This window comes from Thalassospira sp. UBA4513 (assembly GCF_002388495.1).
GTDB classification, from domain to species: domain Bacteria; phylum Pseudomonadota; class Alphaproteobacteria; order Rhodospirillales; family Thalassospiraceae; genus Thalassospira; species Thalassospira tepidiphila.
On record NZ_DGMR01000023.1, the window covers coordinates 88,602 to 111,561 of the forward strand.

Here is a 22,960-nt window from a genome sequence, read left to right on the forward strand (position 1 = left end):
GGTGCGGAAAACATGTCCGCGACCGAGTTCGAACAGGATTTGGCCAAAACCAACGGCGTTGTTGTGCGTTACTGGGCAAAGCCGGTTGCAATCAAGGCCAATGGCAAGCTGATGGGTATGGAGTTCGAAAAAACCGAACTTGATGCCAGTGGCAAACTTGTTGGCACAGGCGAAACCTTTGAAGTGCGTGCAGACCAGATTTTGAAGGCCATCGGACAGAAAATCAAAACCGATGACCTTGCCGGGATGGAGATCACCGGTGGCAAGATCGTGGTCGATAAAAACTATCAGACAACCGCCCCGGGCGTGTTCGCCGGTGGGGACTGCATCAAGAGTGGCGAAGACCTGACTGTTCAGTCGGTCGAAGACGGCAAACAGGCCGCCATCGCCATTGATGCATTCCTGAAATCCGCGTGAAACGCTAGCCAAAGGGAGAGAGAAAATGGCTGATCTAAGCTGCAAAATCGCCGGTATTGATTCGCTAAACCCGTTCTGGCTGGCCTCCGCGCCGCCAACGGACAAGAAATACAACGTTGTTCGCGCCTTTGAAGCAGGCTGGGGCGGGGTTGTCTGGAAGACGCTGGGCATCGATCCGCCCGTGGTCAACGTGTCCTCGCGCTATGGCGCGCACCATGACCAGAACCGCCGTCTGCTGGGGATCAACAATATCGAGCTGATTTCCGACCGTCCGCTTGCCACCAACCTTCAGGAAATCCGCGAATGCCGGAAAGAGTATCCGGATCACGTCATCATCGGATCGATGATGGCCCCGATCGAGGAACGCGCCTGGAAGGACCTGGCCCAGCAGATCGCCGAAAGCGGTGTGCATGGTCTGGAGCTTAACCTTGGGTGCCCGCACGGCATGTGCGAACGCGGCATGGGGTCGGCCATCGGTCAGGTGCCGGAAATGGTCGAACAGGTCACCCGTTGGGTCAAGGACGCGGTCGATATTCCGGTCTTTACCAAACTGACCCCGAACATCACCAACATTCTGTGGTCGGCCGAAGCTGCGCTTAAGGGCGGGGCGGATGCTGTATCGCTGATTAACACCGTTAACTCCATCGTGTCGGTCGATATCGACAACATGATCCCGGAGCCGGTTGTTGACGGCAAGGGCACGCATGGCGGTTATTGCGGATCGGCCGTCAAGCCGATTGCGCTGAACATGGTTGCTGAAATCGCCCGCACACCTGAAACCCGCGATCTTGAGATTTCCGGTATCGGGGGCATCACCACGTGGAAAGACGCCGTCGAATTCATGGCGCTGGGATCGAACGCCGTTCAGGTTTGTACGGCTGCGATGATCTATGGCTTCCGCGTGGTCGATGATCTGATTGACGGTATGAGCCAGTGGATGGATGACAAGGGCTACACCAGTGTCGAACAGTTCACCCGTGCAGCGGTGCCGCAGGTTTCCGACTGGAACGAGCTTAACATGAACTTCGACACCAAGGCGGTGATCAACCCGGATAACTGCATCGAGTGCGGTCGTTGCCATATCGCGTGTGAAGATACCTCGCACCAGGCAATCACCATGACCGACAAGCCCGAAGGCGGTCGTCTGTTTGAAGTGGTCGATGAGGAATGCGTGGGTTGTAACCTTTGCTATCACATCTGCCCGGTGCCTGATTGCATCACCATGGAACCGGTCAAGACCGACAAACCGCCGATGACCTGGCCGGAACATCCGCTTAATCCCATGCGCGTGGCTGCTGAATAAGCCATCCGCGCAAACGCCACCAAAACCAAAAGGACTGACGAATGACTGCTCAACCCAGTGTACGTAACCTGTCAATTGATGGTGACCGCCTTTGGGATAGCCTGATGGAAATGGCCAAGATCGGCAAAACCGCAAAGGACGGCGTTTGCCGTCTGGCGCTGACCGATCTTGACCGTGAAAGCCGTGATCTGTTCATCGACTGGTGCAAGGCAGAGGGCTGCTCGATCCGGATCGACAAGATGGGCAATATCTTTGCCCGCCGCGAAGGCCGCAATCCCGATCTGCCGCCGGTGGTGATGGGAAGCCACCTTGATAGTCAGCCGACCGGCGGCAAGTATGATGGTGTTTATGGTGTTCTTTCGGGTCTGGAAGTTATCCGTACCCTGAACGAAGCCAAATACGAAACCGAAGCGCCGCTTGAAGTCGTTTGCTGGACGAACGAGGAAGGCTCGCGCTTTGCCCCGGCCATGGTGGCATCCGGTGTCTTTGCCAAGGTGTTTGACCTTGAATACGGTCATTCCCGTGCCGACGTTGACGGCAAAACCATGGGCGAGGAGCTGGAACGGATCGGCTATATGGGGCCGGACGAGGCGACCATTGATGCCCATCCGATGGGGGCCTATTTCGAAGCCCATATCGAACAGGGCCCGATCCTTGAAGATGAAGGCAAGGATATCGGTATTGTCACCGATGCCCAGGGCCAGCGTTGGTATGAAATCAAGTTCACCGGTGTCGAGGCCCATGCCGGCCCGACCCCGATGAAGACGCGTAAGGATGCATTGCTTGGTGCGGCACGCGTGGTTGATCTGGTCAACAAGATCGGTCTGGATCGCTCCCCGCTTGCCTGTGCGACGGTCGGTATGATGCAAATCCATCCGAACTCGCGCAACGTCATCCCGGGCGAGGTGTTCTTTACCGTCGATTTCCGCCATCCTGATGATGCGGTTCTGGCCGATATGGACAAGGCACTGCGTGAAGGTGTGGAAAAGATTGCCAAGGATATCGGCCTTCAAACCGAGCTTGAGCAGATCTTCTATTACGCACCGGTGCCGTTCGATAAATCCTGTGTCGATGCGGTGCGCATGGGGGCCGAACTTGGTGGTTTCTCTGCGCGTGAAATCGTCTCGGGCGCTGGACATGATGCCTGCTATCTGGCGCAAGTCTGCCCGACCGCGATGATTTTCATCCCGTGTGTTGATGGCATTTCCCATAACGAGATCGAAGAAGTGCATAAACACTGGTCGGATGCCGGTGGTCAGGTTCTGCTGCACGCGGTTCTGGCCAAGGCCGATGAAACCTTGATGCAAAAATAGGGTCCCGACATGTCACGGTGACCAAACACAAAGCAGGGCGTTGTGTACGCCCTGCTTTTTTATTGTGGCAACACGCCGCCGTTAACTTGCCCCTTCGGACACATCAAGAAGATGGTTCTCGGTCCACTGATCAAGCGTTCCGTCTTCGGCAAGCTGTTCGATCAGGATATTCAGGTTTCGGACATGACCCATGCAGGGGCTTTTGCGTGAAAACATGAAATGGACTTTGTTGCTGTCTATCGGTGGTTCGACCACGATGATCTCGTCGATCAGATTATCGCGATAGATATTGGTCAGCCCGTCAAAGCGCCCCAGCATGACATAATCGACCCGCCCATTCATCAGGACGTCAAAGATGCGATTGCCAGTGGGGGAGAAGATCATGTTCAGCCGTTGTTCGGCAAAGCGGTCGATATAATCGCCGTAACTGCCACCTTGCGGACGCGCACCGTCATACCCGATCAGGTCGCTCAGTTCGACAACCGGAAAACGATTGTCGTTGCGTTGAAAGACCATGATGTCGTCATTGGCAAATGGCGCACTGTAAAAGTGGACCTGATCGCGTTCGTGGGTGAAATAGGCGCCAGCAATCACATCCAGTTCACCCTTGCTGAGCATCTGAATGGCGCGTGTCCAGGGAATGTCGAGATTGAGATCAAGCTTCAAATCGTGACGGTTGGCGTAATCCTGCAAAATGTCGATTGCAAGTCCGGTCTGTTGGCCATCATCACGGATATAGGTGATCGGCTCCCAACCGTCTGCGCCGCCAACCGACAGCTTCCTGCAATTGCTGGCAGGCGGGGTGTTTTGTGTCTGGGCTAAAATTGCGTTTTCGGCAGCTGCCGGGAATGTCATCAGGGACGCAGATCCGCCGATCAGGACAGCGGAAATACAGCCACAAACAGCGCGAAGAGATGGTCCGATACACAGCATTATTGTCTGCAAACATCGTGATTATCAGGAATAACTAAAATTGGTCCCGCGATAATCCGATACAACTATACAGAAGTGGTGACGTCGGCCGCTGTTAGGTCCCCAAACGGGGGATCAGGCGAGGCCAACACCCTTCAATATGATGCGCACGACATTTTCCTTGGCCTCGGCAAACTGCGCGTCGGTCAGTGGCTTGTCATTGTTGAAAATCTCGATCTGGCGGCCAAAGTCGGCATAGTGTTGGGTGGTGGCAAAGATCATGTACATCAGGGTGTAGGGTTCGACATCATCCATCTTGCCCTCGTCAATCCAGCCCCGAATGACCTCCACACGGCTATCGAGCCAGTTTTTCACCGTGGTCGAGATATATTCCGACGAGAATTTGGCGCCACGGATGATTTCATGTGCCCAAAGACGCGATCCGTATGGACGAACGCGCGATAATTCCATCTTGGCCTCAATATAGCCACGCAGAATGAAGGCGGGGTCGGCACTGTTATCGAACGTCATTGCCGCTTCGAGCCAGTGGTCACAGACATCTTCCATGATGCGACGATAAAGCGCCTCTTTGGTGCTGAAATAGTAATGCACATTGGCCTTGGGGACATTGGCGATTTCGGCAATCCGCGCGGTGGTCGCCCCCTTGAACCCGAAATCGGCAAAGACCCGTTCGGCAGCGGCCAGAATCTGTTCTTCGTTTTCCTGTCGGATCGCGGCCTTGTGTGCGCCGTTTACTGCGGGTTTTGTGCTCATTTTTGTGTCCCGTTTCGCGCCGATTTTGATGGATCTCAATCGTGCTGTCTAAATCGCGTCATTTATCTTGACCGTTTGGTCAGGTTAAAATAACCTCTACTGCAAATATCAAAAAGAAACTTTTTATGCGCGTCGCGCCTAGGGTCCAAACTTATCCAAATGACCGTTCCGGTCGCCCGGATTTGTGCGGATATGCGAAGCAAAATTGCAGGAAGATGCACATCTTTCAAGATTTTGCGACAACGTAGCCCGTGCAAATCCGGGTGATCCGAAGGACAACTGATATGAGAGAAAGCCTCTGCGTCAAATCCCTTGATTGGGGATCACCCCAATCTGCGGGCTTTTCCTTGCTTTTTCTCTCATATCAATTGCCGGATCGATCATTTGGATGAGTTTGGACCCTGGCCATGGTCAAGAGTCGGTTTTGTCCGAAATATCGAACAGTACCGATGAAAGATAAACACAAAATAGACGCCGTAAATAAAAATCAGGGTCGCCGAAATGGTGTTTGACAGTCGAATATTCGAAACAGTTCCGCGGTGGTATTAAAGCGCTAGTGCGTGGGCATGTCTCATGCTAACGACGTTTGTGTGCCCGCAACAGGTCGGGCCGTCCCGGGAAACGAATGTGCGACATTTTGGTCATTAGGCCAGATACCTTTTCGCGAAAACGGGATGAAGAATATCAGATGCCGGTGCACGGTGGCCCGCCACCGAACCGGTCGAGGGAAGAACTTGAAAAGGTACGGGAGACCTTTTGATGACAGCCACCACGAAAATTAGCCGTCCGAACGATCTTTCGGCGTTCTGGATGCCCTTTACTGCCAACCGTCAGTTCAAGCAGACCCCGCGTATGCTGGTGTCGGCCGATGGCATGTATTACAAAACCGACGATAACCGCGACATCCTTGATGGCACCGCTGGCCTTTGGTGCTGCAACGCTGGTCACAAGCGTCCGAAAATCGTCGAAGCGGTCAAGGCGCAGATGGACGAGCTGGATTATGCCCCGGCATTCCAGATGGGCCATCCCAAGGCGTTCGAACTGGCCAGCCGTCTGGCACAGTTGATGCCGGGCAATCTCAACCACGTTTTTTATACCAACTCCGGTTCTGAGTCGGTTGAAACCGCGCTTAAAATCGCACTGGCCTATCACCGTGCACGCGGCGATGGACAGCGGACCCGCCTGATTGGCCGTGAACGCGGCTATCACGGTGTGAACTTTGGCGGTATTTCTGTTGGTGGTATTTCGGGTAACCGCAAAACATTCGGCCAGATGCTGGGCGGTGTTGACCATATGCGTCACACTTACCTGCCGGACGAAAACGGTGTTACCCGTGGTATGCCCGAACATGGCGCCTACCTTGCCGAGGATCTGGAACGCATTTGCGCGCTGCATGATCCGTCGACCATCGCGGCCGTCATTGTCGAGCCGGTTGCAGGCTCCACCGGCGTTCTGATCCCACCAAAAGGCTATCTGGAACGCCTGCGCGAGATCTGCACCAAGCATGGCATCTTGTTGATCTTTGATGAGGTCATCACCGGTTTTGGTCGCCTGGGTGCGCCGTTCGCAGTCGATTATTTCGGTGTTCAGCCGGATCTGGTCACGACCGCCAAGGGCCTTACCAACGGTACCATCCCGATGGGGGCGGTGTTTGCCACCGACGAAATCCATGATGCCTTCATGACCGGCCCGGAAAACATGATCGAGCTGTTCCATGGCTACACCTATTCGGGCAACCCGGTTGCCTGTGCGGCTGCGATGGCAACGCTTGAGACCTATGAAGAAGAAGGTCTGTATTCCAAGGGTAAGGAACTTGGTCAGTATTGGGAAGATGCGGTGCACAGCCTGATCGATCTGCCGCTGGTCAAGGATGTCCGTAACCTTGGCCTGATCGGTGCGATCGAGCTGGAGCCGATTGAAGGCTTCCCGACCAAGCGTGCGTTCAATTCCTTCCTCAAGGCGTTTGAGAAGGGCATTCTGATCCGCACCACGGGTGATATCATTGCGCTGTCGCCGCCGCTGATCCTTGAAAAATCACATATTGATCAGCTGTTCGGCACACTGCGCGAAGTGCTTAAAGAGATCGACTAGGATTACGATTTTCGTTCCCTGCCTGCGCAAACGGGCAGGGGACACCCGGCTTGCAGAACCATCAAAAACAAACGGGTCTGCAACGCCACGGAGGAAACAACTGTTTCGCGATTTTTCTGATCGCGTCCCGTCTGGGAACGAACCCGTAAAAAAACAAACAGGGTTCTTGGGGCGCGTTTGGGCATAAGTCCGTCAGACCACAGAAGTGGCAAGGACATAAAAATATCAGATCAAGGAGGTATCTCGGATGTCAAAGCTGAGAGGTGGCCTGATTCAAATGAGCCTTAAGGGTTCAACCGATCAGTCCCCCGAAGAAATCCGCAAGGCCATGATCGACGCGCACCTGCCCTATATCGAAGAGGCGGGCAAAAAAGGTGTGCAGGTTCTGTGCTTTCAGGAAGTATTCACCCAGCCCTATTTCTGTCCGAGCCAGGACAAGAAATGGTACGCGGCTGCAGAAAAAATCCCTGATGGCCCGACCACACAGCTGATGTGTGAGTTGGCCGCCAAATACAAAATGGTGATCGTTGTTCCGATCTATGAGGAGGACATCACCGGTGTTTATTACAACACCGCTGCCGTGATTGACGCCGACGGTACCTATCTTGGCAAATACCGCAAAACCCACATCCCGCATGTCGCCGGTTTCTGGGAAAAATTCTTCTTCAAGCCGGGCGTATCGAACTGGCCGGTCTTTGATACCCAGTATTGCAAACTTGGCGTTTATATTTGTTACGACCGGCACTTCCCGGAAGGCTGGCGTGCCTTGGCGCTTAATGGCGCGGAATATATCGTCAATCCGTCGGCGACCGTTGCCGGGGTGTCGGAATATATCTGGAAACTCGAACAGCCGGCGTCGGCTGTCGCCAATGGGTGCTTTATCGGCGCGATCAACCGGGTTGGCCGCGAACAGCCATGGGATATTGGCGAGTTTTACGGCCAAAGCTATTTCGTCAATCCACGCGGCGAAATCGAAGCACAGGCATCACGCGATAATGACGAATTGCTGGTCCATGACATGGATATGTCGATGGTGCGCGAAATTCGCGATAACTGGCAGTTCTTCCGCGACCGTCGCCCGTCGACCTATACCCGTCTGACGGACGGGAACTGATTTCATGATACCGGCGAGCGGTCAAAGCGCTGCTCGCCGTTTTGCCTTGATCGACAGGTGGGGTATCATTCCCCGTTCCCGGCAACGACCGGGCAAAGGCTTTATGCGTTTGATCAATGTCGACAAGGTTCAGGGCAACGTCCCTGAGGGAGGCTTCCATCGACTGTGCCAAAAGAGACGCTTTTGGTTCTGAGAGAGACATACGATCAGGGGAAACCCCATGACGCTAAAACAAGTCGTCAATAATGTTGCTGAGATGCCCGCATCGAAAAAAGCAGTTGTTGATATCAAGAAACTGTCGCTGACCTTCCAGACGGCAGACGGTCCCGTTTACGCCCTTTCCGATGTCGATCTGACCATCGAGGAAGGCGACTTTGTTTCCTTTATCGGCCCGTCGGGTTGCGGCAAAACAACACTTTTGCGTGTGATCGCCGACCTTGAACAAGCCACCGGCGGCGAAATTTCGATCAATGGTGTGACGCCGCACGAAGCGCGTGAAAAGCGTGCTTATGGCTATGTGTTTCAGGCACCGGCCCTTTTGCCGTGGCGTTCGATCGAACGCAACGTGACCTTGCCGCTCGAAATCATGGAAATCTCCAAGGAAGAGCGCGTCAAGCGCGCCCAGGAGGCCCTGAAACTGGTCGAGCTCAATGGTTTTGAAAAGAAATTCCCATGGCAGCTGTCAGGCGGCATGCAGCAACGTGCATCAATCGCGCGTGCCCTGTCGTTCGACGCCGACCTGTTGCTGATGGACGAACCGTTTGGCGCGCTTGATGAAATCGTGCGCGATCACCTGAATGAACAGCTGTTGAAACTGTGGGCGCGGACCAACAAGACGGTGGCGTTCGTCACCCATTCCATCCCCGAGGCCGTGTATCTGTCGTCCAAGATCGTTGTGATGTCACCCCGTCCGGGGCGGATCATTGACGTGATCGAAACCGACTTCCCGAAAGACCGCACACTTGATATCCGCGAAACGCCGGAATTCCTCGAGATTGCGCATCGGGTGCGCGAAGGGCTGCGTGCGGGGCACAGCAATGACGAGTAACACTGCTGCCATGACCGGGTCCGTTCGCGGACCATCGACCTGGACACGCATGATGTCTGGCCAGACCGGGCCGGTTTGCGTTGTTCTGATCGCCCTTCTTGTTCTGTGGTATGTCGGGGCGGTTTTCATGAACGCGCCGACCCAGATTGACCGTTACAACCGTGCTGACCAGACCTGGACCGCAGGCCAGCTGATCGAAGATACACTGGCGCAAGATCGCCCGATCCTGCCCGCCCCGCATCAGGTCGCGGTCGAGATGTATCACACCATCTTTGCCATCAAGATCACGTCGAAACGGTCGCTGGTCTATCACAGCTGGGTAACGCTTTCCTCGACCCTTCTTGGGTTTGGGATTGGCACGTTGCTCGGTGTGTTGCTGGCGGTTGGCATTGTCCATGTCATGACGCTTGAAAAAAGCCTGATGCCATGGGTGATTTCATCGCAAACCATTCCGATCCTTGCCATCGCGCCAATGATCATCGTTGTTCTGGGCGCCATCGGGATCAAGGGACTGGTGCCAAAGGCGGTTATTTCGACCTATCTCTGCTTCTTCCCGGTCACGATCAGCATGGTCAAAGGCCTGCGTTCCCCGCAGGTGATCCAGCTTGATCTGATGCGGACCTATAACGCCTCGAAATGGCAGACCTTCTGGCAGCTTCGTTTGCCGTCGGCCATGCCCTATCTGTTTGCCAGCCTGAAGGTTGCGATTGCGATCAGTCTGGTCGGTGCCATCGTTGGTGAATTGCCGACCGGTGCGCAGGCGGGTCTTGGCGCGCGTTTGCTGGCCGGCTCCTATTACGGACAGACCATTCAAATCTGGTCGGCCCTTCTAACCGCGGCGTTTGTGGCCGCCATCCTTGTCGTCATCGTCGGCTGGTGTGAACGCAGGGTTCTTGTGCGGATGGGGGTGAAGTCATGACCTGGACGAAATTGGACAAGTTCTGTCTCGTCGCGGCGATTGCGGCCTTGCTCGCCCTGATCTTCCCGCTTGCGGGGGTGGATGGCGATACCGGCAAACAGGTTGCCTTTGTCGGGGATATTCCCGGTCTTGCCGTTGCCATGGCGCTCTGTGTGATTGCCGGGTCGGCCTTTACCTGGCTTGGTGTCGGATCCGTCACCGCCGGTATGGTCATTCTTGCGATTGCGGTATTTGGCTGCTGGCAGGCGATCAGTGTTCTTTATGACTACGGGGTTGCTGGTTATGCCGGGCCGGGGTTCTGGTTGTTCATTCTTTCGCTTTGGGCGTTTGTCTGGCGCGGGATTGATGTGATTGCCAATTTCCACAGCCTTGATCGCACCAAACAGCATCTGGCGAACTTCGTCGTGCCCGTAGCCTTTGGTGTGTGGCTTCTGTTTGTCTGGGAAGTCGTCGTTTCAGGCTTTGGCGTGCCACAGGTCCTGTTGCCGCCGCCCAGCATGATTGGCGAACGTTTCGTCAATTCCACCGACATTCTGGCCGCCGACTTCCACCAGACCTTTGTGAAGGCGGTGCTGAGCGGCTATGTCATGGGCTGTGGTTCGGCCTTTATCGTGGCGATCGCGGTCGACCGTGTGCCGTTCCTCAAACGTGGTCTTTTGCCACTTGGCAATATGGTCTCGGCCCTGCCGATCATCGGGGTCGCACCGATCATGGTGATGTGGTTTGGCTTTGACTGGCAATCGAAGGCGGCTGTGATCGTGATCATGACCTTCTTCCCGATGCTGGTGAACACCGTGACCGGGTTGAATGCCGCAGGAAAGCTTGAAAAGGACCTGATGGCGACATACGCGTCGGGCTATTGGTCAACGCTGTTTCGTCTGCGTTTGCCGGCCGCCATGCCGTTTGTTTTCAACGCACTTAAAATCAATTCCACGCTTGCGCTGATTGGCGCAATCGTCGCCGAATTTTTCGGCACCCCGATTGTTGGTATGGGCTTCCGCATCTCGACCGAGGTCGGGCGGATGAATATCGACATGGTCTGGGCAGAAATCGCATTGGCGGCCCTTGCGGGTACCGCCTTCTACGGGGCTGTGGCTTATATCGAAAGAAAAGCGACGTCATGGCATCCGTCATTCCGGGTACGTCGCCATTAAAGGCATAAAACAAGACGACCCGTCGGGAGGACTTGACTACAACCTGAGGAGACATCGACGAATGAATAAGTTTATTTCGACTGCTATGGGGTTGAGTTTCGGGTTGGCATCGTTTTCGGCGATGGCAGCAGACGAGGTAACCCTGCAGCTTAAATGGGTCACACAGGCCCAGTTTGCAGGCTACTATGTGGCACTCGACAAAGGTTTCTACGAAGAAGCCGATCTTGATGTGACCATCAATCCGGGTGGTCCGGACGTTGCCCCGCCACAGGTGATTGCCGGTGGTGGTGCGGATGTGATCATCGACTGGATGCCATCCGCCCTTGCATCGCGCGAAAAGGGTGTGCCGCTGGTCAACATCGCACAGCCGTTTGCCAAGTCGGGCATGATGCTGACCTGCCTGAAGGAAACCGGGATCGAAAGCCCGGATGACTTCCCGGGTCGTACCCTTGGTGTCTGGTTCTTTGGTAACGAATATCCGTTCCTGAGCTGGATGTCGAAACTCGGCATTCCGACCGATGGCGGCGAAAACGGCGTCACCGTGCTCAAGCAGGGCTTCAACGTTGATCCGCTGATCCAGAAGCAGGCCGATTGCGTCTCAACCATGACCTATAACGAATACTGGCAGGTGATTGATGCCGGTATTCCGGCTGATGACCTTAAGGTCTTCAAATACGAAGATCAGGGTGTCGCAACCCTTGAAGACGGTCTTTATGTTCTTGAAGACAACCTTTCGGATCCGGCATTCGTCGACAAAATGTCGCGCTTTGTTGCAGCCAGCATGAAGGGCTGGAACTGGGCCAAGGAAAACCCGGAAGACGCCGCGATGATCGTTCTTGATAACGACATGACCGGTGCCCAGACCGAAAAACATCAGGTCCGCATGATGACCGAAATCGCCAAACTGCTTGGTGATTCTGCGGTTCTCGACGAAGCAGCCTATCAGCGTACCGTTGACAGCCTGCTTTCGGGTGGTTCCGATCCGGTGATCACCAAGGAACCGGAAGGTGCCTGGACCCACGCCGTGACCGACAAGATGTAATCTTCCATCTTGTAACTTTTATCCGTCCGGCGGGGTTTGGGCTTCGCCGGACGGGATGACTTCCAGGACTATGACGATCGATTGAAGACTGATTGAATACCCTCTGGGTGTTTGGAGATAACGGGCGAAATGCCGGGATGGCCCGCAACTTTTCGCCGCAGAGACAGACAAGGAGCCACCCATGTCCATGGTTATTCGTGGCGGAACCATCGTTACCGCCGACCTGACCTACAAATCCGATATTCTGATCGAAGACGGCAAGATTGCCGCCATCGGGGACAACCTGACCGGGGACAAGGTGATCGAGGCCGACGGCTGCTATGTGATGCCCGGCGGGATTGATCCGCATACCCATATGGAGATGCCCTTTATGGGCACCTATTCCGAAGACGATTTCGAAAGTGGCACCAAGGCCGCCGTTGCCGGTGGCACGACCATGGTGGTCGATTTCTGCCTGCCGGCCCCGAACCAGTCGCTTCTGGAAGCGCTGCAAGCCTGGGATAACAAATCCTCCAAGGCGGTGTGCGACTATTCCTTCCACATGGCCGTCACCTGGTGGAGCGAGCAGGTCTTTGATGAAATGAAGACCATCGTTCAGGAGAAGGGCATCAACACGTTTAAGCACTTCATGGCCTACAAGGGTGCGTTGATGGTCGACGATGACGAAATGTTCGCATCCTTCTCGCGCTGTTCGGAACTGGGCGCGATGCCGCTGGTGCATGCTGAAAACGGTGACGTGGTCGCCACCTTGCAGCAGAAATTGCTCGCCGAAGGCAATAACGGGCCAGAGGCACACGCCTATTCACGTCCTGTCGATGTCGAGGGCGAGGCATGTAACCGTGCGATCATGATTGCCGATATGGCCAATGTGCCGCTTTATATCGTGCATGTATCGTGCGAGCCGGCGCACGAAGCCATCCGTCGCGCACGTGCCAACGGCAAACGCGTGTTTGGCGAACCGCTGATCCAGCACCTTATTCTCGATGACAGCGAATATAAAAACGCCGATTGGGATCACGCCGCACGTCGCGTCATGTCCCCGCCGTTCCGCAGCAAGGAACATCAGGATGGTCTGTGGAATGGTCTGGCATCGGGCAGCCTGCAGGTTGTCGCGACTGACCACTGTGCGTTCACGACCGAACAGAAACGCATGGGCGTTGGCGACTTCACCAAGATCCCGAACGGTACGGGTGGTCTTGAAGACCGCATGCCGCTTCTTTGGACCTATGGCGTTGGCACCGGTCGGCTGACCCCGAATGAGTTCGTGGCCGTGACCTCGACCAACATTGCCAAGATCCTCAACATCTATCCGCGCAAGGGTGCGATCCTTGTCGGGGCGGATGCCGATCTTGTTGTTTGGGATCCGAAGGCCTCGAAAACCATCACCGCCAAACACCAGCAGTCGGCAATTGACTACAACGTGTTTGAAGGCATCGAGGTCACCGGCCTTCCGCGCTACACACTCAGCCGTGGCCGCATTGCTGCCGAAGAAGGTGTGGTTCTTGCCAAATGCGGCGACGGCGAATTCATCGCCCGCGAACCGTATCCGGCCGTCAACAAGGCGCTTTCCAAATGGAAAGAAATCACATCGCCGCGTAAGGTTGAACGCAGCGGTATTCCAGCTGGCGTCTAAGCCAATCGAGCACGATCCATCAAAAACGGGGCAGCCATCGGTTGCCCCGTTTTTCTGTTTGCAACATGGGCTCACCAAGGTTGGCAAAACATAGTCCAGGCGCAGCAATATTTGCGTGACCAACGGGCTTACGATAAGGCCAGGCGATCCCAGTAGGGCGGTTTTCCCGTAGCTTCCGAAAGAAAGTCCAGAAAGACAGTTACCTTGGGCGAACGCATTCGGTTCTCCGGAAACAGAAGATGAATGGCATCGTTTATCGTATAGGCTTCTGCTTGCCAGTCGGTCAGGATCGGCAAGAGATGTTTTTGGCGGATGTGCTCGTGTAAAAGCCATGTCGGGAACAGAATAATCCCCTGTCCCTGACGTGCTGCGGTAATAAGGCTGTCGGCATCATTGCTGCGTAGTGAACCCTTTACCCTATAGGGTCGGAAAGGCTCATTTCCCTTGCGAAAGAGCCATGGCATTTCCCCGTTTGCCCCCTTGTAAACAAGGCAATTGTGGTCGGCGAGCGCGTCGGGGGTTGGTGGTGCGCCATGTTGCTCGAGATATGACGCCGCACTCACAGCGACGTAGCGCTGCGCGGCAAGTTTTCGACTGACAAGGCTGGAATCACGAAGTGTCCCGATGCGTATGACCACATCGGCCCCTTCTGAAATCGGGTCGATAAAGGCGTCTGTCAGGGTCAGGTCAACTTCGATTCCGGGAAACCGGTGCTGGAACTCGGCAAGATGGGGCGCAATGTGATGGCGGCCAAATGCGACGGGTGCGTTGATGTGCAACCTTCCCTGCGGTGTGGTGGCATTGCCCCTGACCGCGTCGCTGGCAATATCGAGAGCGGCCAGAATTTCGCGAACTTCATGCACGTATCGGGTTCCGGCGTCGGTCAATCTGACAGCACGGGTATTGCGCACAAGGAGTTTGTGCCCCAAGCGGGTTTCCAACGCATTGATATGGCGTGACACGGAAGATGTCGGCAGGCCGCGCCGACGGGCAACGTCACTGAAACTGCCCTGTGTTGCCACATCAATAAAAAGGCGTAGCGCCTGAAGGGTGATATCTTTGCTCATTTTGCAAAAGTAATTTCCAAATTCGGGTAATTGTTGCCCAGTTTGGTGCAAAGTATGTTCCGTTGCAAGTTAACGGAGTTTGAAATGAAGCAGATATTGATATTGCTCATCGTGTTTGCAGCGGGCATGGGGCTGTCTGTCGAGGCAGGGCTACTCGGGCCGTTGGGTGAGAATGTCGGACACATGTCCGCGACCCTGTGCATTTTTCTGGTTGGTAGTTTGCTGTTGTCACTGGCGCTGGTGTTCGCCCGCAATCGGTCTTTGCCACAATTGTTTGCGCAACCGCGCTGGATGTTGACGGGTGGTGTTTTAGGTCCGGTTTATGTCGTTGTCATTACCACCACCACGCCGATTATCGGTGTTGGCGCAACAATGGTTGCAATCCTGTTTGGACAACTCGGCGCAAGTCTGTTGTTGGATCATTACGGCGCCTTTGGTGTGCAAAAGCAACCGGTAGATCGTTATCGGTTTGGCGCATTGATCCTGATTGCGTTGGCACTCTGGCTTATCCACTGAGGTGACTGATGGTTACGTTTTTTGTTATTCTTATCGCGTTGCTCGGTGGCTGTGCGCTGTCGGTGCAATCATCTGTGAACGGGCGGCTTGGGGCGGCTGCGGGCGTGTTGGGCACCGCTTGGCTGACATTTGTTCTTGGCGCTGTAATCAGTATCTTACTGGTACTGTTTGTTCAGCCGCCGCAGGAACTGACATTGCTTGACGCCCCCAAGTGGCAGCTGACAGGCGCCTTTTTTGGCGTCTGCTATATTGTGGTAATGGTGTTTGCCGTGCCACGTGTTGGTATTGCTGCTGCTACGGTTGCTGTGATTTCCGGACAGCTTGCAATGAGTTTGCTGATCGATAATTTTGCATGGCTCGGGAATGATCAGATTGCATTGGACCCGAAGCGATGGGCGGCAATTGCCTTGCTGCTGGGTGCGATGGTTTTGGTGTATCTCGGCAATCGCAAATTTGAACGACGTGCGGCCAGCTAAACAATGGAAATCAACGGCGCAGTCACAGGCTGCGCCGTTCGTCTATCTGCCGTTTGGCTTTTTTTACGTACGAAGGGTTAGCTCGGACTGAACAATTTCAGCATCACGATCCCGGAAAGGATCAGCGCGATAGCGACCAATCGTCCGGGGTTGGCGGGTTCGCCGACCATGATGATGCCAAAGATCACCGCACCGGCGGCACCGATGCCGGTCCAGATTGCATAGGCCGTTCCGATCGGGATGGTGCGCATGGCGATTGAAAGTAGCCAGAAGCTGGCGGCGATCGCGGCAATGGTCAAGGCACTAGGGATAGGCTTGGTGAAGCCTTCGGTGTATTTCAGGCCAATCGCCCAGCAAATTTCGAGAAATCCGGCAATAACCAACGCTGTCCAGGCCATGGGGGCCTCCTGTCTTGCGGGGCCGTCCCCATTGATCGGATCAGGAATACCGGTCGTCCGGCATCAAGGCGGAAGTCGCAAAGTCTTTAATCACTCTAAATCAATGCCTGTAGGGCGACAATGTAAAAATGACGCAGTGCAGCATTAGGGCGCGGCTTTAGAAAACGCGTTCGTGACAAGACGACAGATGCAACGGTTGACGCACTGGATTATGATGAGGGCGCCTGATTATTCGCCCCCTTCAAAGGTTTGGTCTTATCGTGAACACGCCCCAATCCCAACATGTCCCAACCCTTGGCCTTGTTCTCGCCGGGGGCGAGGCACGACGTATGGGCGGGAACAAGGCGTTTCGCGAGGTCGGGGGCAAAAGCCTGATCGGGCGGGTGATTGATGTTGCCCAAGCCCAATGCGATCAGGTGATGATTTCATCCAATGCCGGGACTGAGGCGTTTATGGATTACCGCCTGCTGGTGGTTGGTGATGCGCCCAAACCGGGGCAGGGGCCACTGGGCGGTATTCTGGGTGGTCTGTTAGCCTTGCCGGACGGTATCGATTGGCTGGTGACGTTTCCCGTCGATTGCCCGATTGTGCCGCTTGATATGGTGGGGCGTTTGCAGGCCGCAGCCGAGGATGCCGGGGCGAAGGCGGCCTTTGCCAGTCACGCAGACCGCGACCATTACCTTTCAAGCATCTGGCACCGCGATGCGGCCCCGGTGATTGCCGATCTGCTGGCGTCCGATGATCGGCGGGTACGCGGTCCGTTGCAGGCGCTGGGTGCGCCGCGGGTGGTGTTTGAAGATAGGGTTTACGGGTTGGAACCGTTTACCAACGTCAATACGCCAGATGATCTGAAGCTGATCAACAGTGCGCTTGCCAGCGCTGTATCTACGCAGGATTAATCAACCGCGCAGGCCCGCCAAGGCTGCCACGGTTCGTAGTTCTTGAAGAACTCGGACAGAAAATGATCGACGCGTTCGCGGTTGATCGCGCGGTCTTTGGGCGACAGGTCCTTGTCAAACTGGCCGCAGTTCTTTTCGACCGCATCACCGATGGTTTTCCAGTCGACATCTTCGTTATGACCTGGCATGCCGGTCGCAATAGCGCACCAGCCAACGGCTTCGGCCTTGTCATCGACCGTGCGGGCTTCTTCGGCAAGGTAGGCGGCCGCACGCATTTCGCCGTGTTGGGCAGCACGGCGCAAATATGTCAGGCGATCGACATCGCTTTTGGCAAAGCGGTTGGCAAGAAGTGTCGCCGCACGTGGATCACCAAGTTCCCACGCCTGTTTAAGGTGGGCTTCGGCCTGTGCCGCATCGCCGCGATCAAGCGCATCAAGGGCCAGCCAAAGCATTGCCTGCGTGTTGTTCTTTTGGGCGGCGGCAATATAGAGGCCGCGAATTTTGTCTTTGTCACCGCCCATCGCCTCGAGACGCCTAGCCATGACAACGCTGGCATTTGGGTTGTTGTTATCTGATGCCTGTTCCATCAGCATCCAGCCTGCATCTTCGTTGGCAGTAACGCCAACGCCATTGATGGTCTGGCAGGACAGAAGATATTGCGCGGTGGCATCACCGTTGTCTGCCAGCGATGAGAAAATACCGGCCGACTTTTCAAATTCCCCGTGGCGATAGGCCTTGATGCCGTCATCAAGGGCCGACGATGCCAACACCGGGGCTGAACCCAGGGCGATCATCGAGGTAATCACCGTGGCAAGTGCCAGAGCACCAACGCGTGTGGCTTTCAAACAGGATGGTTTTGCTGAACGGGCGATGATGTTTTTCATGGTGTCTTGTCTAACATTTCTGTGCCAGGCGGGCGAAAAAAAATGTGCCAGAACAGACCTGATGGCCTGTCCTGGCAGTTTGCTTTCATCGCAGGGAGGCAACTTCTTCTGGTTGATTGCGGGATGTCGTTTGGGGCTGTTCCGAACGGATGGTGCGCAGGAAGTCACGAACCCGATTGCCCAGATCATCGGACTGGTTGCGAAGGCGACCTGTCGCATCAAGCAGGCCGTCAACCGCGGCAAGGTTGTCATCTGCTGCGGCGCTGACCTGCGTAATCGTGCCATTCATCTCGCTGGCAGCTGTTGCGGATTGTTCGACGTTGCTGGCGATTTCAGCAACGAATTCCTGCTGCTCGGATACAGCGTCCGACATTTCGCCCACGGTTTCATGGATGCCGGTGATGCTGTCTCGAATTTCGGCGATGGCCTTGACGGCAACCCCGGTGGTCGACTGGATTTCGTTGATGCGCTGGGCAATGCGGTCGGTGGCCGTTCCGGTCTGGTTGGCAAGGTTTTTGACTTCCTGTGCGACAACCGCAAACCCTTTGCCAGCTTCACCGGCACGGGCGGCTTCAATCGTTGCATTCAGCGCCAACAGATTGGTCTGGGCTGCAATGTCCTGAATAAGGTTCAGGATCTCGCCGATTTCCTGCGCACCGGTTTCAAGTTCATGCATGGTGGCATTTGTCCGTTGGGCAGCTTCGACCGCACTGGTGGCGGCACCAACCGACTTTTGCGCCCGATGCCCGGTATCGCGCACCCGATCCGAAAGCGACTGTGTGGCATCCGATACCGATGCCATATTGATCGATATTTCCTCGGACGCGCCAGCAACACCGGTGGCATTGGTCGAGGCCACCTGTGCCCGATCACGGACCTGATCGGATGTGGTCTGGATGTTTTCTGCCTCGTGCGCGACGTCCTGGGCGACTTGCAGGATTGACGTTTCAAACGCATCAGCCAGATCAAGCATTGCGCGCCGCCGTTCGTGTTCAGCCTGTTCGCGTTCGCGGGCAACTTTTTCTTCGGCCTGTTGTGCGGCAAGGCTGGTTTCACGGAACTGTCCGAGGATTTCGGCCATTCGGCCAATTTCATCCCGGCCGGTATCGTTGACTTCGGTCGAAAGATCGCCGTTGGCAACCTTGCGCATTCCGTCAATCACGCGCAGAAGACGCTTGATCAGGTTGCCGCGCACATAAAACAGCATGATCAGAAGCGATATCAACAGAACAGAAATCCCGATGATCGCAATGACCTGTTGATCCCATTCGACCTTTGAAAGGGCTTCGCTGGCGTTGGCGTCAACCTCGGTGCGCTTGGTGTCGACCATCAACGCGATGGCGTGTGACAGCGCCTCGGCGGTTGCCAGTGTGGCATCAAGGGTTTGTTCCGTTTCATACTGGTTGTCCCATTCTGCCTCGCGCAGATCAAAGACACTGTTGCTGCCTTTGCCAAAGGCCAGAGGGGCATTGGCAAGTTCACGGATACGCTTTCCGTCATCATTGTCTGGCAGTTCTTCAAGCGCATCGGTAATGCGCAGCTCCGCCCAGCTCCATTGACTGCGGACTTCATCCATGGCCTCGCCCTCGGGCACGGCGATGGCGGCGGTCAGCATGCCAAAGGCAAGGTTCACATTGGCGCGGATTTCGGCAATCAGCTGTGAAAAGCCGATGGTCTCTCCAAGCTTTTCTGCTGCGTCGGTGTTGCCATTGGCGACGCGCGATATACCGCGATCGACATCAATATCAACGACCTCGACCAACGGGCTCAGGAACTCTGACAGGTCGCTATAGGCAAAGACCATATCAAGGGTCAGATCACCGCGCAGCTTTTCAATCTCAAGGCGTCTGGTGGTCAGTTCATGAAGGTGTTCACGCCCGGTGACGATGTTATCAAGATGCTCTCTTAGAATGGAAATGGCATCGACAAGTTCCGGCTCTGGCGCAGTGGTTTGCGCATCAGCGCTTTGTGCTTCGGAGCCACCAGTGCTCTCCGTGCCATCGGCAACCGCGGGTGCGTTGGCCCCTTCACGTTCACCCTCACCTGCGCCGACGTTCCGGGCGGCAAGGTCAATAATGATGGAATCCGGATTGGCTTCGGTGATTTCCTGAAGTCTGGCCCGTGCATTGGCAACAAGTTGATCAAGGCGGGCCTCGGTTGCTGCCAGTTCTTCGGCATCCCGTGACGCGGCAAGCACGGGGGCTTGTGCGGCAAGGCCAACACCGTTCGTCGCCAGTTCCATCTGACGGATGATCGAGGGCAGGCTGTTGGTCGTGATATCAGCGACAAGATCGCGATTGCTGCCAAAAGATACCCATGACACGGCCGATGAAATCCCGGCCAGAACCAGAATCAAGGCAAAAGAAGCCATAAGCCGACCTTGAATGCCAAGGCCCGCGCGACGTTTTTTGATGGCGGTATTCACTGTTTCCTCCCTGTCTGGCCCTTTGTTTTTTCTTTGGGCAGACAATTCCCTTTTTGGGAAATGTGCATCCTTTTTACGGACTTCTTGGGTTTTTATGACTTAACGGAATACGCGTCGGAAATATGAATTCTATTGGAAAATCGGGTGGGACGGTCGGGGGTGAAAAAATCACCCCCGACACCCCCAGTAGTGTAGCCCGAATTACTGGGCTGCACGCCATTCCGCGATCAGATCGTCATATTTGACGGTCTCACCCTGCGGTTTTTCGTTGGCAAGTTTCGGTTTCGGTGCGCCCGGCTGGTCGAACCAGTACTGGGCATCACGTTCTTCGTTCAGCTTCGGTGCGCATTCACCACCGATGCCTGCACGCTCAAGACGCTCCATCACACGGTCCATGGAAGTCGCAAGGTTGTCCATGGCTTCCTGCGGGGTCCGTTCGCCGGTTACAGCTTCGGCAACGTTCTGCCACCAGAGCTGCGCCAGTTTCGGATAATCCGGAACGTTGGTACCGGTCGGCGACCACTGAACACGGGCCGGCGAACGATAGAACTCGACCAGACCACCCCAGTTCGGAGCGATATCGGTCATTTCCTGGGTATCCAGGTCAGACTGACGGATCGGTGTCAGACCAGTCAGGGTCTTTTTCAGCGATACGGTTTTCGAGGTGGTGAACTGTGCATAGAGCCATGCAGCTTTGCGGCGCTCAACCGGGGTGGACTTCATCAGAGTCCAGGAACCCACGTCCTGATAGCCAAGCTTCATGCCTTCTTCCCAGTACGGGCCGTGCGGCGACGGGGCCATACGCCATTTCGGCGTGCCGTCTTCGTTCACAACCGGAGTACCTTTTTTCGCCATGTCGGCGGTAAAGGCGGTGTACCAGAAGATCTGCTGTGCGATCTGGCCCTGTGCCGGAACCGGACCAGCTTCACCAAAGGTCATGCCGGCTGCTTCTGGCGGGGCATAAGCCTTGAGCCAGTCGATATATTTGGTCAGGGCATAAACCGCTGCCGGGCCGTTTGCGGCACCGCCACGGGTCACGCTTGAGCCAGCAGGCGAGCAACCTTCAACACGGATACCCCATTCGTCGACCGGAAGGCCGTTCGGGATGCCCTTGTCGCCAGCGCCAGCCATGGAAAGCCACGCATCGGTGAAGCGCCAACCCAGTGACGGGTCTTTTTTGCCGTAATCCATGTGGCCATAGACTTTCTGGCCATCGATCTCACCAACGTCATTGGTGAAGAATTCGGCGATGTCCTGATAAGCCGACCAGTTGACCGGAACGCCCAGGTCATAGCCGTACTTGTCCTTGAACTGCTTTTGCAGGTCTTCACGCTGGAACCAGTCATAACGGAACCAGTAAAGGTTCGCGAACTGCTGGTCAGGAAGCTGATAAAGCTTGCCATCCGGACCGGTGGTGAAGGACAGACCGATGAAGTCGTCCAGATCCAGGGTCGGAGAGGTAACGTCCGAACCTTCGCCCGCCATCCAGTCGGTCAGCGGCACAACCGCGTCATAACGCGCGTGGGTCCCGATCAGGTCCGAGTCATTGATGAAGGCGTCATAGATGTTGCGGTTCGACTGCATTTGGGTCTGCAGTTTTTCGATGACATCGCCTTCGCCGATCAGGTCATGGGTCAGGTTGATCCCGGTGATTTCCGAGAAGGCCTTTGCCAGGACCTTGGACTCATATTCGTGCGTGGTGATGGTTTCAGACACCACGTTGATGTCCATGCCGCGGAACGGTTCAGCTGCTTTGATGAACCATTCCAGTTCGGCCATCTGGGCGTCTTTGCTCAGGCTCGACGGCTGGAACTCGCTGTCGATCCATTTTTTCGCCGCGTCGGTATATTGATCTGCCATGGCCGGGTTCGCCAGCACAGCAAGACCAAGGGCGACTGCAACGGCGCTGCCTTTAACAACGCTTTTGGCACCTTTGGCTTTAACGATCATGTCGTTTTCTCCCTGGTCGTCTTCCTTATTGCTCATCCGGTAAACCCGGTCATCGACGCTGGGGGAAGACGGACAGCCCACCGTGATGAATTCGTTCGAAAACGGCACCGCTGCAGGACGCGGTACCGTTTTGGTTGTTAACCCCAGCGCATCACAATGACGAGCCAGACAAGTGCGATGATGGAACCGATCCAAAGGGCGGCATCGGTAAATGCCAGCCAGCCAAGATGGATATAGGCGGCTCCAAGCAAACTGATAAACAGGCGATCACCGCGTGTGGTGGTCAGTGGCAAAAAGCCACGCCGCGGAACGGTCGGTGAAACCGCCTGCCAAATTCCCATCCCGATCAGCATCAAAAAGATGCAACCAAAGAACGCGGCGGTAATCGGGGTCCAGGCCATCCATGCCATTTTGATATTCCTCCTGTTTTCCGATTACACGCGACCCATCGCGAAACCTTTGGCGATGTAGTTGCGAACGAACCAGATCACCAAGGCGCCCGGGACGATTGTTAAAACACCCGCAGCCGCCAGAACGCCCCAATCAAGGCCCGATGCCGAAACGGTACGGGTCATGGTGGCGGCAATCGGCTTGGCGTCCACGCTGGTCAACGTCCGGCTCAGCA

General features: G+C 55.5%; 21 protein-coding genes and 1 pseudogene. 13 read left to right on the plus strand and 9 right to left on the minus strand.

Going from position 1 to position 22,960, the window contains the following annotated elements; translation table 11 throughout:
• From B2T33_RS09470 to B2T33_RS09480, 3 genes are all read left to right on the plus strand, one after another.
• On the plus strand, positions 1-417 hold a 417-nt coding region (locus tag B2T33_RS09470; protein WP_286791793.1), incomplete at its 5' end, for an FAD-dependent oxidoreductase.
• A 25-nt stretch (positions 418-442) separates the two neighbouring features.
• Complete coding sequence (preA, locus tag B2T33_RS09475) at positions 443-1,720, plus strand: NAD-dependent dihydropyrimidine dehydrogenase subunit PreA (protein ID WP_008890132.1); 1,278 nt, start codon at positions 443-445, stop codon at positions 1,718-1,720.
• Between the two features lie 41 nt (positions 1,721-1,761).
• A complete protein-coding gene (locus B2T33_RS09480; protein ID WP_286791794.1) occupies positions 1,762-3,033 on the plus strand; it encodes a Zn-dependent hydrolase in 1,272 nt (423 codons plus the stop codon).
• A gap of 81 nt (positions 3,034-3,114) precedes the next feature.
• Here the strand turns inward: B2T33_RS09480 and B2T33_RS09485 are convergent, their stop codons facing one another.
• Positions 3,115-3,888: a substrate-binding periplasmic protein gene (locus B2T33_RS09485; protein WP_286791795.1), complete on the minus strand. Its 774-nt coding sequence runs from the start codon at positions 3,886-3,888 to the stop codon at positions 3,115-3,117.
• Between the two features lie 192 nt (positions 3,889-4,080).
• Complete coding sequence (locus tag B2T33_RS09490) at positions 4,081-4,719, minus strand: TetR/AcrR family transcriptional regulator (RefSeq protein WP_197147083.1); 639 nt, start codon at positions 4,717-4,719, stop codon at positions 4,081-4,083.
• 759 nt (positions 4,720-5,478) lie between these two features.
• On the opposite strand from B2T33_RS09490, the gene B2T33_RS09495 reads away from it, so the two are divergent.
• The 7 genes from B2T33_RS09495 (at position 5,479) to hydA (ending at position 13,720) form a co-directional block, all read left to right on the plus strand.
• A complete protein-coding gene (locus B2T33_RS09495; RefSeq protein WP_197147084.1) occupies positions 5,479-6,810 on the plus strand; it encodes an aspartate aminotransferase family protein in 1,332 nt (443 codons plus the stop codon).
• Positions 6,811-7,057: 247 nt separating this feature from the next.
• On the plus strand, positions 7,058-7,924 hold the full coding sequence (locus B2T33_RS09500) for a nitrilase-related carbon-nitrogen hydrolase (RefSeq protein ID WP_008890127.1): 867 nt from the start codon (positions 7,058-7,060) through the stop codon (positions 7,922-7,924).
• 256 nt (positions 7,925-8,180) lie between these two features.
• The gene (locus B2T33_RS09505; protein ID WP_008890125.1) at positions 8,181-8,972 is read left to right on the plus strand and encodes an ABC transporter ATP-binding protein; all 792 of its coding nucleotides are present in this window, start codon (positions 8,181-8,183) and stop codon (positions 8,970-8,972) included.
• The gene (locus B2T33_RS09510; RefSeq protein WP_246879181.1) at positions 8,962-9,891 is read left to right on the plus strand and encodes an ABC transporter permease; all 930 of its coding nucleotides are present in this window, start codon (positions 8,962-8,964) and stop codon (positions 9,889-9,891) included. Before B2T33_RS09505 ends, B2T33_RS09510 begins: the two co-directional genes overlap by 11 nt.
• A complete protein-coding gene (locus B2T33_RS09515) occupies positions 9,888-11,045 on the plus strand; it encodes an ABC transporter permease (protein ID WP_064781867.1) in 1,158 nt (385 codons plus the stop codon). Before B2T33_RS09510 ends, B2T33_RS09515 begins: the two co-directional genes overlap by 4 nt.
• Before the next feature lie 61 nt (positions 11,046-11,106).
• On the plus strand, positions 11,107-12,087 hold the full coding sequence (locus tag B2T33_RS09520) for an ABC transporter substrate-binding protein (RefSeq protein ID WP_008890122.1): 981 nt from the start codon (positions 11,107-11,109) through the stop codon (positions 12,085-12,087).
• A gap of 181 nt (positions 12,088-12,268) precedes the next feature.
• Positions 12,269-13,720, plus strand: coding sequence for a dihydropyrimidinase (hydA, locus tag B2T33_RS09525; protein ID WP_008890121.1), 1,452 nt, complete (start codon positions 12,269-12,271; stop codon positions 13,718-13,720).
• A 128-nt stretch (positions 13,721-13,848) separates the two neighbouring features.
• On the opposite strand, the gene B2T33_RS09530 is transcribed toward hydA, so the two are convergent.
• Entirely contained in the window at positions 13,849-14,787 is a 939-nt protein-coding gene (locus tag B2T33_RS09530; protein WP_197147086.1) for a LysR family transcriptional regulator, read from the minus strand.
• Between the two features lie 84 nt (positions 14,788-14,871).
• On the opposite strand from B2T33_RS09530, the gene B2T33_RS09535 reads away from it, so the two are divergent.
• The gene (locus B2T33_RS09535) at positions 14,872-15,303 is read left to right on the plus strand and encodes a DMT family transporter (protein WP_008890119.1); all 432 of its coding nucleotides are present in this window, start codon (positions 14,872-14,874) and stop codon (positions 15,301-15,303) included.
• 8 nt (positions 15,304-15,311) lie between these two features.
• Positions 15,312-15,779, plus strand: a complete 468-nt coding sequence (locus B2T33_RS09540) for a DMT family transporter (protein ID WP_197147088.1) — start codon at positions 15,312-15,314, stop codon at positions 15,777-15,779.
• A 77-nt stretch (positions 15,780-15,856) separates the two neighbouring features.
• Here B2T33_RS09540 and sugE read toward each other — a convergent pair whose 3' ends face one another.
• Complete coding sequence (gene sugE / locus B2T33_RS09545; RefSeq protein WP_008890117.1) at positions 15,857-16,177, minus strand: quaternary ammonium compound efflux SMR transporter SugE; 321 nt, start codon at positions 16,175-16,177, stop codon at positions 15,857-15,859.
• Between the two features lie 260 nt (positions 16,178-16,437).
• On the opposite strand from sugE, the gene mobA reads away from it, so the two are divergent.
• Positions 16,438-17,076, plus strand: coding sequence for a molybdenum cofactor guanylyltransferase MobA (gene mobA / locus B2T33_RS09550; RefSeq protein WP_197147089.1), 639 nt, complete (start codon positions 16,438-16,440; stop codon positions 17,074-17,076).
• Here the strand turns inward: mobA and B2T33_RS09555 are convergent.
• The 5 genes and pseudogenes from B2T33_RS09555 to B2T33_RS09575 form a co-directional block, all read right to left on the minus strand.
• Positions 17,073-17,960, minus strand: a complete 888-nt coding sequence (locus B2T33_RS09555; RefSeq protein ID WP_252724083.1) for a tetratricopeptide repeat protein — start codon at positions 17,958-17,960, stop codon at positions 17,073-17,075. The two genes, mobA and B2T33_RS09555, sit on opposite strands and share 4 nt — an antisense overlap.
• A gap of 85 nt (positions 17,961-18,045) precedes the next feature.
• Positions 18,046-20,385: a methyl-accepting chemotaxis protein gene (locus tag B2T33_RS09560; protein WP_286791798.1), complete on the minus strand. Its 2,340-nt coding sequence runs from the start codon at positions 20,383-20,385 to the stop codon at positions 18,046-18,048.
• Positions 20,386-20,586: 201 nt separating this feature from the next.
• Positions 20,587-22,335 carry an ABC transporter substrate-binding protein gene (locus B2T33_RS09565; protein WP_197147656.1) on the minus strand — a complete coding sequence of 583 codons (1,749 nt, stop codon included), beginning with the start codon at positions 22,333-22,335 and terminating at the stop codon, positions 20,587-20,589.
• 137 nt (positions 22,336-22,472) lie between these two features.
• Positions 22,473-22,745, minus strand: coding sequence for a DUF2160 domain-containing protein (locus B2T33_RS09570; RefSeq protein ID WP_063087963.1), 273 nt, complete (start codon positions 22,743-22,745; stop codon positions 22,473-22,475).
• 24 nt (positions 22,746-22,769) lie between these two features.
• Positions 22,770-22,960 (minus strand): annotated as a pseudogene (locus tag B2T33_RS09575) (carbohydrate ABC transporter permease); the annotation flags it as partial.

What these genes read in the sequence shown, in the direction of transcription:
- preA (WP_008890132.1), top strand. Translation starts at nt 443, where the DNA reads ATGGCTGATCTAAGCTGCAAAATCGCCGGTATTGATTCGCTAAACCCG.
- B2T33_RS09480 (WP_286791794.1), top strand. Translation starts at nt 1,762, where the DNA reads ATGACTGCTCAACCCAGTGTACGTAACCTGTCAATTGATGGTGACCGC.
- B2T33_RS09485 (WP_286791795.1), bottom strand. Translation starts at nt 3,888, where the DNA reads ATGACATTCCCGGCAGCTGCCGAAAACGCAATTTTAGCCCAGACACAA.
- B2T33_RS09490 (WP_197147083.1), bottom strand. Translation starts at nt 4,719, where the DNA reads ATGAGCACAAAACCCGCAGTAAACGGCGCACACAAGGCCGCGATCCGA.
- B2T33_RS09495 (WP_197147084.1), top strand. Translation starts at nt 5,479, where the DNA reads ATGACAGCCACCACGAAAATTAGCCGTCCGAACGATCTTTCGGCGTTC.
- B2T33_RS09500 (WP_008890127.1), top strand. Translation starts at nt 7,058, where the DNA reads ATGTCAAAGCTGAGAGGTGGCCTGATTCAAATGAGCCTTAAGGGTTCA.
- B2T33_RS09505 (WP_008890125.1), top strand. Translation starts at nt 8,181, where the DNA reads ATGCCCGCATCGAAAAAAGCAGTTGTTGATATCAAGAAACTGTCGCTG.
- B2T33_RS09510 (WP_246879181.1), top strand. Translation starts at nt 8,962, where the DNA reads ATGACGAGTAACACTGCTGCCATGACCGGGTCCGTTCGCGGACCATCG.
- B2T33_RS09515 (WP_064781867.1), top strand. Translation starts at nt 9,888, where the DNA reads ATGACCTGGACGAAATTGGACAAGTTCTGTCTCGTCGCGGCGATTGCG.
- B2T33_RS09520 (WP_008890122.1), top strand. Translation starts at nt 11,107, where the DNA reads ATGAATAAGTTTATTTCGACTGCTATGGGGTTGAGTTTCGGGTTGGCA.
- hydA (WP_008890121.1), top strand. Translation starts at nt 12,269, where the DNA reads ATGTCCATGGTTATTCGTGGCGGAACCATCGTTACCGCCGACCTGACC.
- B2T33_RS09530 (WP_197147086.1), bottom strand. Translation starts at nt 14,787, where the DNA reads ATGAGCAAAGATATCACCCTTCAGGCGCTACGCCTTTTTATTGATGTG.
- B2T33_RS09535 (WP_008890119.1), top strand. Translation starts at nt 14,872, where the DNA reads ATGAAGCAGATATTGATATTGCTCATCGTGTTTGCAGCGGGCATGGGG.
- B2T33_RS09540 (WP_197147088.1), top strand. Translation starts at nt 15,312, where the DNA reads ATGGTTACGTTTTTTGTTATTCTTATCGCGTTGCTCGGTGGCTGTGCG.
- sugE (WP_008890117.1), bottom strand. Translation starts at nt 16,177, where the DNA reads ATGGCCTGGACAGCGTTGGTTATTGCCGGATTTCTCGAAATTTGCTGG.
- B2T33_RS09555 (WP_252724083.1), bottom strand. Translation starts at nt 17,960, where the DNA reads ATGAAAAACATCATCGCCCGTTCAGCAAAACCATCCTGTTTGAAAGCC.
- B2T33_RS09565 (WP_197147656.1), bottom strand. Translation starts at nt 22,335, where the DNA reads ATGATCGTTAAAGCCAAAGGTGCCAAAAGCGTTGTTAAAGGCAGCGCC.
- B2T33_RS09570 (WP_063087963.1), bottom strand. Translation starts at nt 22,745, where the DNA reads ATGGCATGGATGGCCTGGACCCCGATTACCGCCGCGTTCTTTGGTTGC.